Source organism: Candidatus Methylacidiphilales bacterium, assembly GCA_025056655.1.
GTDB lineage: Bacteria > Verrucomicrobiota > Verrucomicrobiia > Methylacidiphilales > JANWVL01 > JANWVL01.
Genome location: JANWVL010000155.1, coordinates 1 through 12,207, shown reverse-complemented (window position 1 = coordinate 12,207; position 12,207 = coordinate 1). Strand labels below are relative to the sequence as shown.

Annotated in this window: 12 protein-coding genes and 1 tRNA gene; 7 read left to right on the top strand and 6 right to left on the bottom strand. The window is 53.8% G+C overall.

The window, feature by feature from the left end:
• A partial coding sequence (locus NZM04_10230; GenBank protein MCS7064391.1) for a hypothetical protein occupies window positions 1-1,139 on the top strand: 1,139 nt, incomplete at its 5' end.
• Between the two features lie 50 nt (window positions 1,140-1,189).
• Entirely contained in the window at window positions 1,190-1,507 is a 318-nt protein-coding gene (locus tag NZM04_10225; protein ID MCS7064390.1) for a DUF5069 domain-containing protein, read from the top strand.
• Here the strand turns inward: NZM04_10225 and NZM04_10220 are convergent.
• The 4 genes from NZM04_10220 to NZM04_10205 form a co-directional block, all read right to left on the bottom strand.
• On the bottom strand, window positions 1,504-3,387 hold the full coding sequence (locus NZM04_10220; protein ID MCS7064389.1) for a hypothetical protein: 1,884 nt from the start codon (window positions 3,385-3,387) through the stop codon (window positions 1,504-1,506). The two genes, NZM04_10225 and NZM04_10220, sit on opposite strands and share 4 nt — an antisense overlap.
• A 2-nt stretch (window positions 3,388-3,389) precedes the next feature.
• Window positions 3,390-3,800 (bottom strand): hypothetical protein, encoded by a 411-nt coding sequence (locus NZM04_10215; protein ID MCS7064388.1) that lies wholly within the window; start codon window positions 3,798-3,800, stop codon window positions 3,390-3,392.
• A gap of 29 nt (window positions 3,801-3,829) precedes the next feature.
• The gene (gene ftsH, locus NZM04_10210; GenBank protein ID MCS7064387.1) at window positions 3,830-5,794 is read right to left on the bottom strand and encodes an ATP-dependent zinc metalloprotease FtsH; all 1,965 of its coding nucleotides are present in this window, start codon (window positions 5,792-5,794) and stop codon (window positions 3,830-3,832) included.
• Window positions 5,795-6,012: 218 nt separating this feature from the next.
• On the bottom strand, window positions 6,013-7,047 hold the full coding sequence (locus NZM04_10205) for an aldo/keto reductase (GenBank protein MCS7064386.1): 1,035 nt from the start codon (window positions 7,045-7,047) through the stop codon (window positions 6,013-6,015).
• Between the two features lie 117 nt (window positions 7,048-7,164).
• On the opposite strand from NZM04_10205, the gene NZM04_10200 reads away from it, so the two are divergent.
• The 4 genes from NZM04_10200 to NZM04_10185 all read left to right on the top strand — a co-directional run bounded on the left by NZM04_10200 (window position 7,165) and on the right by NZM04_10185 (window position 9,946).
• On the top strand, window positions 7,165-7,596 hold the full coding sequence (locus NZM04_10200; GenBank protein ID MCS7064385.1) for a hypothetical protein: 432 nt from the start codon (window positions 7,165-7,167) through the stop codon (window positions 7,594-7,596).
• Between the two features lie 21 nt (window positions 7,597-7,617).
• Entirely contained in the window at window positions 7,618-8,685 is a 1,068-nt protein-coding gene (locus tag NZM04_10195; protein ID MCS7064384.1) for a phosphate acyltransferase, read from the top strand.
• 5 nt (window positions 8,686-8,690) lie between these two features.
• Complete coding sequence (locus NZM04_10190; protein MCS7064383.1) at window positions 8,691-9,821, top strand: AAA family ATPase; 1,131 nt, start codon at window positions 8,691-8,693, stop codon at window positions 9,819-9,821.
• Window positions 9,822-9,872: 51 nt separating this feature from the next.
• Window positions 9,873-9,946 (top strand) — tRNA-Arg (locus tag NZM04_10185).
• A gap of 11 nt (window positions 9,947-9,957) precedes the next feature.
• On the opposite strand, the gene NZM04_10180 is transcribed toward NZM04_10185, so the two are convergent.
• Window positions 9,958-10,707 carry a hypothetical protein gene (locus NZM04_10180; protein MCS7064382.1) on the bottom strand — a complete coding sequence of 250 codons (750 nt, stop codon included), beginning with the start codon at window positions 10,705-10,707 and terminating at the stop codon, window positions 9,958-9,960.
• Between the two features lie 18 nt (window positions 10,708-10,725).
• Window positions 10,726-10,992 (bottom strand): polymer-forming cytoskeletal protein, encoded by a 267-nt coding sequence (locus tag NZM04_10175; GenBank protein MCS7064381.1) that lies wholly within the window; start codon window positions 10,990-10,992, stop codon window positions 10,726-10,728.
• 50 nt (window positions 10,993-11,042) lie between these two features.
• Here NZM04_10175 and NZM04_10170 point away from each other — a divergent pair, with 50 nt between their 5' ends.
• On the top strand, window positions 11,043-12,188 hold the full coding sequence (locus NZM04_10170; protein ID MCS7064380.1) for a long-chain fatty acid--CoA ligase: 1,146 nt from the start codon (window positions 11,043-11,045) through the stop codon (window positions 12,186-12,188).
• Window positions 12,189-12,207 lie beyond the last annotated feature (19 nt).

Below are 12,207 nucleotides of genomic sequence, written 5' to 3'. Positions count from 1 at the left end.
CCTCAGGCTATCTCTTCCGCACCGCCAAAGTCGGTGCAGCCGCCTGCATCATCATCATGGCCTGGTGGCTTTACACCCTCCTTCGCGAGCCCAAGACAAGCGCCTCCAGCGACCTCTCTCCCTCTCAACCCCCCACCTCTCCCGCTCGACGCGCCCTCACCGCCGTCGGTCTCTTTGCCCTTACTCTCGCCGCTTCCCTATTCGATCGCCAAGGATTCTTCATGATGATCATCTTCTGGGGCATCGTCGCCATCGTTCTCATCTTGGGAAACCAACGCCACAGCCTGCTCGCTTTCCTTTCTGTCGGCACTGCCCTCGCCTTCGCTGCATTCTGGAACAAAATCCTCTCCCCAGCCCTCATCCTCTACTTCAACGGCTACCTCCCCAACATGGAATGGCAACGCATCACCGAAGCCGATCTCACGCGCTACGCCCGAGAAATCGGCACCTCTCCCTACTTTGATGGATTCACCATTTTCATCGACACCCTGCGCTTCGTCCTCGGCAACTTCGGCACCGCTCAGACGATCATCATTATCCTCATTCTCCTCACTTACACCTACACCCTACACACCCCCTCATTCGCTCTGCGCTTCGGTGCGCTCACCATCCCCGTCCGACGCTTTCACTGCCTCCTCCTCGGCATCAGCCTCCTCGCGCTCTACATCATGGCCACCCTCATGCTTCTCAAACATCACCCCGTCGGCTGGCAAGACATGCGCCGCTCCTACTACCACATCCCCGGCACAGCCGTCACCCTCCTCATTCTCACCTACATTGTCCACCTCGTGCTTCAACACCAAACGCTCAAGAAAACCACAGTCCAAATCATCCTCTCCGCCCTCCTACTCTTCAATCTCATCGAGCTCCCCATCCACACCCGCTTCTACCTCACCGGCCATTCAGCCCCGCGCATCAAAGAATCCAAAGACTTCCTAGTGAACCTCCGCAACCTCGACGAAGACGTCTATGGCCCCACCACAGGATTCCTCCGCTCCAACTTCTACCGCTACTTCCGCGACGAATTCCGCCGCTTCCACCACATTCCCACCTCCATCAGCACCACCCCATCCCCCACCGCAGCCAATGCCTCAAACCCGCGAGAAAGTCGCACTAACTCGATAAAGCAAGCCTTCTAATTCCGAAAGCTTGTCGCCGGCACCCACAAGCGGAATAATCAAAACGCCCTATGACGGCGACCCCTCAAAACGCCTCATCCTTCCCGCAAACCGCCAAAGGAGAGCTTGGCGGAATTATCTACTTGCGTGAGCTGATCGAGTCTGTGCGAAACGGCTCAAAGGAAGTTATGCGGAAAGGCTATGGCAAAGCCGTGCTCGAATTCCTCTGCTTAAGCCCACAGCAATTCGAAACCCTGATCCGCCGCACAAAAACCGACGAAGAAGTGCTCATCGAGTTGCGCGCGCGGCTCGGCGCCGCCTGGCCAAGTGATTACGCAATCGCTGAATTCAACACCCGATGCAAAAATCGCCAAAAAAAACGCCCCTAGCGCTGCACTGACGAGGCCTCAACGTGCGGCCAGATTTTTTTGATCAGCCGCTCCACCCCCTCCCGAGCAAGCTCGCTAGGAGGATAGAGCTGCTGCGTTTTCAAATAAAGCGCAAGACTCGATCCCAGTTGATTGCGCTGCTCCTGTTCCTCTGCCCAACGAAGATGGCGAACGAATTCCGCAGCCTGCGTAGTGTAATCCGCCCGAAGTTGATTCAGCTTAGGATCGTCCGGAAATTTCTTGTAAGCTTGCTCAAGGTTCTCCCAAGCCCCTGCATAATCGCCACGCTTCGCAATCTCTGAGGCACGAATGATCAACCCCTCCACTTGTTGCATCTTCCCCAGGATCTCCATAAGCTTCGCCTGACGTTCAGGAAAAAGTGCAGTAGCCGCAATGAAGCGGACTTTATCCTCATAGATCTGCCGATAATTTTTCTGGGAGAAAAGACGGTCAAGATCCACAAGAGCTTGTTGTTGCACATCCGCCTGAGAAAAAATCGCCGAAGAGACCTCAGCCAAAGCAGGATTACGCGGCCAGATCTCCGTGGCGGCTTTGAGCTCCGCTTCCAAAGTCTCACGATCGCCACTGACGGCCGCATTGCGGGCTTTCGCAAGATGAAGTGCAGCGACTGTCTGAGCCGTCTCAATCGCAGCGCGCGGCTTGGAGCCATCGAAATCTTTCGCAAGTGATTCAAGCTGCATCACCAAATCCTCAGCAAGAGTATAATCTTTCACTTCGAGCGCAGAGAGAAGCTGATTCGACTTTTGAGTAAACTCAAGGACACGACGCTTGAGATCACGCTCCAAAGTGCGAACTTCGGGGAGATATTCACCAATGGCAAACGTCTCGGCAATTCGCTGAGCAGCGCTCGCTAGTTCACCTTTTTCAAGCAGGAACCGAAAAGCCTCGATACCTTCCCGCACATCGCGAATGGCTTCATTGGCAAGGCTGTCGAGAACGTTCAACGTCGGAGGAAGGCCACCAAGCCCGGCGAAAAACTCTTTAGTTTTCTCATCGAATTTGATCTGAGTGTCGCCGTCGCCGAATATAGTCCGGTAAAAGTGGTTGGCGATGATAACGTGTTGAAAGCGGCGCTGCAGAAAAAATTGGATGATCAGAGTCTGGAATTCGGTTTTAGCCTGCAGCTCGGTGAGATCGCGTTTGAGCTGATTAGCTTTAAGAGTGGCTTCGATCTCTGCGAGGCGAGCAAGGATAGGATTGAGACGGATCTGCCGGTTGGCTTCACGCTCCTTTTGCCATTCGGCAGCAGCGATTGGGTTGCGAGGGGCGTTGTTGTTCTCATCAAGGCGAGTCATGTTGGCAATCTCAGCATTGTGCTGAAGTGTCTCCTGCTCCTTGCGAAGGGCGGCGTTGGCGTTTTGGAGACGAGCACGCTCATCTTGTGCGAGCCAGACGGAGTAGATCGCGCTGGCGAGCGTCTGGCAGAGGTTGGCGTCGATATCGTAGCTCGCAGCTTTGGGAAGAAGGCTCCACGCCTCGTCGAGAGTCCTGCTCGAAATATTTTGTGGGGACATCAAATGAATAATGCGAGCTATCAGATCTTGATAAGCTCGGCTATGCGCATCAGTCTCCTCTGGTGCGTTGAGATATTTTTCCAGACGTGCACGAAAGATGCGGTTGTTGTTGATATTCCAAACTTTGCCATCCCACGTGGCAATTTCGTTTCCCAGATCCAGAAACGGAAGCTCTTTGCCCAGAATTTTACTCGATCCTGAGTCTGCCGAACCCGAAGAGGGCGTCGAGGAAGGGGAAGACTCCGAGCCCGTAGCGGGACGGGACGAGACAGGCGCTTGTGCATGCAGTTTAGCCCACACCGAAATCAAGCAGATAGAAATAAGGCAGACGATCAAGCGCAGCATAGCTAGAGTTTTTTTAGATCTCGCACGATGAGAAGACCGTGGTCGCCGACTTCGACCTGAAAATGAAATTGTTGACCGCGTTGAAGATTGGTCGAGTTGAACTCAGCAGGGATCAGGACGGCTATCGGATCGGTTTCTTTGTTATCCGCCGAAAGCGCATTAATACTGATAATACGCCCATCGGTAGATGACCAGGCAAGAGAGTTTTTGATTACACCTCGAAGCTTGTAGGTGTTGCCACGAAGGCTATTCGCATTTTCGTAGTATGATCCAATGTCAAGCGAGGTCAACGTGCGGAATGGATCTGTCGCTGTGTTTAAAAAACGAAAGCCCCCATACCCAACAAGCACCCCCACTGCGACGATGAGGAGCAGTCCCGTAGTATGGCTTTTAGAATGCAGGCGTCGTGACATGTCGTCGTCCAAAAGAATTCATCACTAAGCTATGCAGGAGCACCTTGAAGTCCAGGGAGGAGACCGTCTGAACTCTTCTCCTTTTCAGCTTGTTTACTAGCAGGAAGAGGCTCAGAAGGATTAGATTGCGCCGGAGGAAGGAGATTCTTGGGAGGAGGCGAACTAATGCGCCCCGTGCGCAATAGCTCTTTAACCTGCTCCCCGTCGAGAGTCTCGTATTCGAGAAGTGCCTGGGCGAGCAGCTCAAGTTCTTTTTTGTGTTCGAGAATAATCTGTTTTGCAGTGTTATATGCTTGATTGATCAGATTTAAGACCTCGTTGTCAATTTTTTGAGCAGTAGCTTCACTGTAAGCACGATGATTGACGAGATCTCTGCCAAGAAAAACCATCCCTCCAGAATCATCACCATAGTGAACCATGCCGAGATTTTCGCTCATGCCCCATTCGCAGACCATCTTCCTTGCATACCAAGTTGCCATCCGGATATCTCCCGCAGCCCCACTAGAGATATCTCCGATGAAGATTTCTTCAGCGATGCGCCCTCCCATTATGACAATCAGTTGTGCCATAATCTCGCGGCGGTGATGGTTGAATTTGTCTTTTTCAGGAAGCATCATGGTAACGCCAAGTGCTGGACCCCGTGGAATAATCGAAACCTTATGTAGCGGGTCAGTATGCGGCAGGAGGACATTCAGAATAGCATGGCCCGCCTCGTGGTAAGCCGTTATTTTCTTATCTTCATCGCTCATTGCAAGACTTCGACGTTCTCGCCCCCAACGCACTTTATCGCGAGCCTCCTCAAGATCCTTTTGCAAAATATGCGGCTGATTCCTTCGCGCCGCAATCAAAGCAGCTTCATTGATAAGATTAGCCAACTCCGCTCCCGAGAAACCCGCAGTGCCCCTCGCAATCAAAGCAAGATCTACATCAGGCGCCAGTTTTACTTTCCTGGCGTGAACCTGTAGGATCTGCTCCCGTCCCTTCACGTCAGGCAAGTTGATATTCACTTCACGATCAAATCGTCCAGGGCGAAGCAACGCCGGATCCAACACGTCCTTGCGGTTGGTAGCAGCAATTATGATAATCCCCTCGTGACTCTCAATCCCGTCCATTTCCACAAGAAGCGCATTCAAGGTCTGTTCACGCTCATCGTGCCCACCACCAAGACCAGTTCCACGACTCCTTCCAACTGCATCGATCTCGTCAATAAAAATAATGCAAGGTGCGTATCGCTTCCCTTGCTCGAACATATCTCGCACCCGGCTAGCCCCGACGCCCACAAACATCTCCACAAAATCCGACCCGCTGATGCTAAAAAACGGCACATCCGCCTCACCCGCGATTGCTTTCGCTAAGAGCGTCTTACCCGTGCCCGGAGGGCCAACCATCAGCACTCCCTTAGGAATCCGTCCACCTATTTCCTGGAATTTCTTCGGATTTTTTAAGAATTCAACTATCTCCGCTAATTCATCCTTCGCCTCTTCAATTCCCGCAACATCCTTGAAGGTGACTTTGTTTTTGTCCCGAGTCAACATCCTTGCCCGACTTTTGCCAAAAGAAAACGCCGTCTTGCCCGCCGCACGAATCTGCTGGCGAAATATAAAATAAAATATCAACAGCAAAAAGACCAACGGCAGAAAACTCGTCAACACCGCCTGCCACCATGAGTTATCCACAGTGACCGCCTCGATATTTCGAAACCCCCGCTCGGCCAATATTGGCTGCAAATCCTTGTGAAAATCCAAAAAAACCTGCGTCCGATATTTCCCGATAATCTCCTTTTTATCCTTCTCAGACACCGCCACCAAGTAATCACCCTCGAGATATTCCTTTCTCGCACCCGTCTCCCTCACAATCCTTACCGAGCGCACTTTCCCCGCCTCAAGCTTCTCGATAAACTGCGGATAGGCCATCTCTGTGACCCCTACCTTCATGCTCGCAGCCGTCTGATACAAAATGATCGCTAAAAAAATCACCAAAGAGAAAAACAGCATCCCCCTCCAATTCGAGTCCAAATCAGGATCCCCACCATCGGGGCCTCTCCCAGGCCTCCGCCTTATCGGAGGCTTACGCGATGTCATATCGGAATTATTCTCTGAATAAAATCGAGGCTCAAAAAAACGGTTCAGCACAACTCATAACCTACCAGTTCACACCCCAGTTGCAACCCTCTTCCCTTCTACACACCAAGTTAATGCTGGAGTCTAACTCCCTAGCCACTCACGCGCTCCATCGTCCCCTTGTATTTAGCCGGCTCCTCCTCTATCCCATAGTTGATCGCGATCAACCGATCCACCTCCGCCAATTCCTCATCAGTGAGAGGCGGAGCATCAGCGGCTCCCGCAAATTCCACAAGCTGCTCTTCATTATAAATATTCGGCAAACAACTCGCCACCCGCTCATCCGCCATCAACCACAACAACGCCACCTGCCCTAACGTGCGCTCCGAATTAACCAAAAATTTCAGCCGCTCAATCTTCCTCAACCCATTCACCAACCACGAGCGCGGCCGATGCGCCCGATGATCCGTCGGCGGAAACTTCGTCTCCAGCGTATACTTCCCCTCCAACATCCCACTCGAATGCGTCACCCTTATCAAATATCGCGTCCGACTCTCAGACGCCTTCCCACCGCCCTTGTCCATAATCTTTCGCCCAGGATACGTCTCAAGCATATTATAAATATGCTGCAACACATGCGGCTTGCGTCGCCGCACACACTCAATCCCCTCATACAACCACCCAATCGCTGGCCCCAAAGCCGCCCCATACCCTAAAATCTTCCCCTCCCTCACCAAATCTTCCATCAATCCCCACAACGCATCATCCTCCACCTGCTCCATACGGATATTATGGAGTTGCAACAAATCTATATAATCTGTCCCCAGCCGCTTCAAACATCGCTCCACTGCTTCCCGTATAAACCCCACACTAAAATTCTGCTCTATTTCTGATTGCCCGCGACGTTCCCCCTCGTGACTGTAAAAATCATACCCCACTTTCGTCGCGATCACAACTTCATCCCTACACCCCTCAAACGCCTTCCTCAACAACTCCTCACTACGCCCGTTCCCATACGTATCCGCCGCATCATAAAAATTGATCCCCAAATCCCTCCCACGCCGCAACAACCGCACCGCCTCCTCGTCCGTAAAATTGCCCCACCACCCTGTCGAGACCGTCCACACCCCAAAGCCTATCACAGACACCGGCTTAATATTAGTTTCCGGAAAAGCCCTAAATTTCATAATTAGAAAAACTAATAGCCACATCTGCACCACCATTCAACCCCTATTTTCATCCCTTAAAAAGCTCTCGCCTCTTCTCTCGACCTCTCCCATCATTCCGCTAAACAATCCATCGCAATGAAACTCCTCACCCTCATCTCTTCCCTCCTCCTCTGCTCACTCCACCCACTACCAGCAATGAGCAGTCGCGAAGCTCCCGCAAACTCCCACTCCTCATCCCCCGCCACCTCTCGCAACAAAAACCAAGTTGACGAACTGTCAGCCGCACGCGCTTTCATACAAGCAAAAGAAAAAGTCCTCTCCCTATCCCGCCAGCCCTCACCCAATCCTAAAGACCTAGAAGCCGCACAAGAAAAACTCCGTCAAGCACGCCTCGCCCTACAATCCGCCCTCCTTCAAGCCACAGCCCAAGATCTTTCTCAATCCCTCGAACGTTCCGGCGAACGCGCCAAAGAACTCCTAGAAAAAACCACCCAAGAAAGCACATCCCTCCTCCGCGACCTCCTCCAACAAATCGAAAAAGTCATCCCATCCGAACCAAAAGAATAAACACCCCATCCCCCTCACAAAATGGAACACCTCTTCCCCACCCTCACCCGACACCCCAAACGGATTGTCTTCACCGACGGACACGACCCCCGAGTTATCCAAGCCGCCGCCGCTTTTGCGCAACGTCGTCTCGGCGTGTGCCTACTCATCGGCAAACCCGAAAACATCCTCCCCCAAGCCGCCTCACTCTCTCTCGACCTCCGTCACATCAAAATCATCGATCCCACTTCCCCTCATTTTGCAGACGAGCTCGACCAGTTCGTCCGCCTCATGCAATCCCTGCCTCGTTTCAAAAACAACGACCCACAAGAGCTCCGCCAACTCGCCTCCCAACCCAACTACTTCGCCGCCCTCATGCTCCAACTCGGCCAAGCCGACGCCCTCGCCGGTGGACTTTGCTCCACATCTGGCTCTCTCCTACGCCCCCTCTTCCACATCATCAAACCCCGCCCCGGCTATAAATTCGTCTCCAGCGCCACAATCATCCAATCTCCAAACACCCCCATCGCACACAACGGCCTCCTATTCTTCGCAGACACAGCCGTCATCCCCAAACCCACCGTCGAACAACTCGCCCACATCGCCATCGAAACCGCTCGCCTCGCCCGTCAAATCACCGGTCAACCCCCCCGCATCGCCATGCTTTCCTACTCCACAAAAGGCAGCGCCCAAAATGAAGACATCGACCGCATCATCGCAGCCACCGCACTCGCCCGCCAACACCTCATCACCCAGCAGTTCCCAGCCGAAATCGATGGCGAACTCCAAGCCGACGCCGCACTCGTCCCCGAAGTCGCCGCCATCAAAGCCCCCAACAGCCCCGTCGCTGGAAAAGCCAACGTCCTCATCTTCCCCGACCTCAATTCCGGAAACATCGCCCTCAAACTCGTCCAACACCTCGCACGCGCCAAAGCCTACGGACAAATCCTCCTCGGCCTCGATCGCCCCGCCGCGGAGCTCTCCCGCGGCGCCTCCGTAGATGAAATCCTCCACGTCGCCGCCATCATCGCACTCCAAGCCATAGACTACCACAAGATTTATCCCGACCAAATTGCCACCACCCGTTACGACTCCTCACACTCCCCCTAGACCCTGTGCTCCGAAACGTCATCACCCCCCGCATATTCATCGCCGCCACTCGTCAAGACGACGGCAAAACAACCACCTGCATCGGTCTCTTCGCCGCACTCCAGTCCCGCTTCGAAAACATCGGCTACATCAAGCCAGTTGGCCAACGTTTTGTCTCAATCGAAGGCCACCAAATCGATGAAGACTCCCTCCTCATCGGCCGCACCTATCACGTCCGCTCACCCCTCAAAGCCATGAGCCCCATCGCCGTAGAGCCAGACTTCACTCGACGCTACCTCACCGGCGGCTGCCTCCATGAGCTCGAAACCCGAATCCAAAGCGCCTTCGACGAAGCCGCCTGGGAAAAAGACTTCATCATCATTGAAGGCACTGGCCACGCAGGCGTCGGCTCAGTCTTCGATCTATCCAATGCCCGCGTCGCCCAACTTCTCGGATCTAAAGTCATCATCGTCACCCAAGGCGGCATCGGTCGCCCCATAGATGAAATCGCCCTCAACCTCCCCCTCTTTGAAAAACACCACGTCGAAGTCCTCGGCGTTATCCTAAACAAAGTCCTCGACGACAAACGCGACCACCTCCACTACGTCGAAGCAGGCCTCGCACGATTCGGTCTCCCCCTCCTCGGCGCCATCCCCTTTCACCAAGAGCTTCGCAAACCTACCCTAAACCAAATCGCCCAAGCCATTCGCGGCACCTTCCTCTCCGGTGAAGAATACAAACGCCGCCGCGCCGGTAAGATCATCCTCAGCACCATGTCAAGCCGCCACCTCGCTCAAAAAAACACCACCGGCTCGCTCCTCATCACCACAGCAGACCGAGAAGAAATCATCATCAATGCCCTCGGCGCCGCCCGCGAAAACTTTCAAGCCCTCACCGGCATTATCCTGACGGAAAACATCCCCCCCACACCCGCCCTCCTCGACTACATCCGCTACTGCCAAGTCCCTTGCATCACCACGCCATCCGAATCCTTCACCGTCGCAAGCACCATCAGCCGCATGGTCGTCAAAACCGAAACCGGCGACCACGAAAAAATTCATCTCATCCAACAACTCGTCGAAAACAATATCGCCCTCGACCGCATCCTCGAAGCCATCGGAGGATGTCGCCGCATAAAGCTGCCCCAGTCCTCCTAATCCCTTATTTCCTTGCCTCCACAGCCCACAAATCTATCCTACTATCTACCCGCTCCCGTAGCTCAGCCGGATAGAGCAACGGATTTCTAATCCGTCGGTCGCGCGTTCGAGTCGCGCCGGGAGCACCCCCCCAGCCCTATTCCTCAAGAATAGAAAGCAAATCATCTGCTGGCTCTCTCTCCACCTTAATCTTCTGATCCGCGCACAAATTTAACGTCTTAAACTCACATACCAACGTCCCCCCCGACACCACTCGCACAGTATCTGCCCAAAGCCGCAGAGCTTTAAGCTGTCCATGCTTACCCACACACACAGTCTGCGCTCGACAATCATCGACTTCCACCTCCCCCTCAATCTCCAGTGTATTCACATCAATCCGTGCCGATCGAGCCAGCCCCCCTCTACACACATGCAAAATCGGTGTCGCCAAACTTCCCCGCACCTTCCCTCCCTCCCCGATCATCAGCTCCTTCCTCGCCGTGATACGGCTATGCACATACCCCTGCACCGTCACCCGATAAGCAATCACATGAGTCCCTCGATAATTACAACCTGCTTCAAATATCGCATCACCATGCGTTTCAATCTTCTCTCGACTTATCCCAGCAATCTCATAATTCCGGAGATTGATATACGCCCCACACCTCTCACAAAAGGTCGACAACGCCCCTTGCGCCACTCGCTGCTGATGCTCACATTTCTCACATACCACCTCTCGATCTTGACGCACTACCGGCTGAATCCGCTTCTTATTCCCTAGCTCCTCCAAAGAAAAATACTTTCCGCAACTCCGGCACATCGTCGACACTCCACCGACGGGCTCGTATTGCTGATGCCCACAATAAGGACATCTCACTTGCTGAACTGTTGCCTTCGCCTTTGCCATGGATCCTAATCTCAACACTTATCGCTGCCACAAACGTGACCACTTATTCCACTCCCTCACCGGTGGAGCCACTCGGATTCGGCCTGCCACCTTAGAACCACTCTCAATCAACAACTCCGATGTCTCTATATTACCCCTTAAGCTCCCCCCTCGCCTCACCCATACCCTCTCCTGAGCTGCTGCGTTCCCCTCAAAAATGCCACAAATTTCTAAAGCCCCATCTCCAGCTATATCTCCACAGGCTCGAGTATTTGGGGCAATAAAGCTGCTACTCTTGGTCTTCATACCTTCACCTTGCACCGCATTCTACCACAATACAAGATTCTACCAACAAAATGCGATCCTCCTTATCACAAAGACCAGACAACTCCAATCCAAGCCCTGAAACCATATCCCCCACCGACTTCATCTCCCCCGAGGGCCGTCAAAACTGGATCCACCAGCTTCTCGCCCTTCGACCAAACGACCTTCATACTTTCACCGCACTTCTCGCGCGCCTTCTCACATGGCAAACCCACCACCTGCCTCACTTCCAATCTTGGCTTAAATGCTACGTCACCAACGCGACCACCCCAACGCCACGCACCTGGCGCTCTCTCCCTGCCATTCCTCAATCTCTCTACAAAGAGATCACCCTCTACGCGCCCCCGTCTCCTCCAGCGCTTACCTTCCACACCAGCGGCACCACCGAGCATCGCCGCGGCACCGTTCACCTCCTTTCCTCCGACGTCTATCAAGCCCTCTGCACCGCCCATGCTCAGCGTATCGGGTTGCTCGATCCCGCACCGCACGCAATCTTCGCCCTGCTTCCCTGTCCTGAAGAGGCTCCTCACAGTTCTCTCTCTTGGATGATTCGCTTCTGGATAGAAGCGTTGCCTGCCTCGAGCCGCGCGAAATCTCAGTGGTTTGTTCATAACGACCAACTCCACCTCTTGGAATTTGCTCGTTGCTTACAACGATGGAACGAAAAACCCCTCCTCCTCGTCGGCACGGCCTTCGCGTGGGTTCACTTCATCGACTATGCCGAAGCTCGTTCTTTCAAAATCCGTCTCCACCCGCGCACGCAAATCGTCGAGACCGGCGGCTACAAAGGCCGATCACGCGAGCTGCGGCAAGCCGACCTCTATGCGCATCTCTCCCGAATCCTCGGCATCCCACCTGACCAAATCTGGAACGAATACGGCATGACTGAGCTCTCTTCTCAAAGCTACGCACGCGGACTCTCCTCGCCCCATCAGCCCGCACCTTGGCTACGCTACGTAATTGTGGATCCAATCACTTTTCGCCCTGTAAAAAAAGGCTCACGCGGCCTTATCAAGGCCATTGATTTGGGCAACGTTGACACGCCATGCCTCTTGCTCACAGCCGATCAAGCCATCGCTGAGGCCGACGGTCAGATCCGCCTCCTAGGACGAGCCCCACTCGCAGACGACGGTCGCGGCTGCTCCCTACCTGCCGAAACGTTTTCCTTAGTCTCTTGAGTATGACGCTCGCCCGCCG

Bases quoted from the DNA above. Each gene is read 5' to 3' on its own strand.
- NZM04_10195 (MCS7064384.1), top strand. From the start codon at position 7,618: ATGGAACACCTCTTCCCCACCCTCACCCGACACCCCAAACGGATTGTC.
- NZM04_10175 (MCS7064381.1), bottom strand. From the start codon at position 10,992: ATGAAGACCAAGAGTAGCAGCTTTATTGCCCCAAATACTCGAGCCTGT.
- ftsH (MCS7064387.1), bottom strand. From the start codon at position 5,794: ATGCTGTTTTTCTCTTTGGTGATTTTTTTAGCGATCATTTTGTATCAG.
- NZM04_10215 (MCS7064388.1), bottom strand. From the start codon at position 3,800: ATGTCACGACGCCTGCATTCTAAAAGCCATACTACGGGACTGCTCCTC.
- NZM04_10180 (MCS7064382.1), bottom strand. From the start codon at position 10,707: ATGGCAAAGGCGAAGGCAACAGTTCAGCAAGTGAGATGTCCTTATTGT.
- NZM04_10170 (MCS7064380.1), top strand. From the start codon at position 11,043: ATGCGATCCTCCTTATCACAAAGACCAGACAACTCCAATCCAAGCCCT.
- NZM04_10205 (MCS7064386.1), bottom strand. From the start codon at position 7,047: ATGAAATTTAGGGCTTTTCCGGAAACTAATATTAAGCCGGTGTCTGTG.
- NZM04_10220 (MCS7064389.1), bottom strand. From the start codon at position 3,387: ATGCTGCGCTTGATCGTCTGCCTTATTTCTATCTGCTTGATTTCGGTG.
- NZM04_10200 (MCS7064385.1), top strand. From the start codon at position 7,165: ATGAAACTCCTCACCCTCATCTCTTCCCTCCTCCTCTGCTCACTCCAC.
- NZM04_10225 (MCS7064390.1), top strand. From the start codon at position 1,190: ATGACGGCGACCCCTCAAAACGCCTCATCCTTCCCGCAAACCGCCAAA.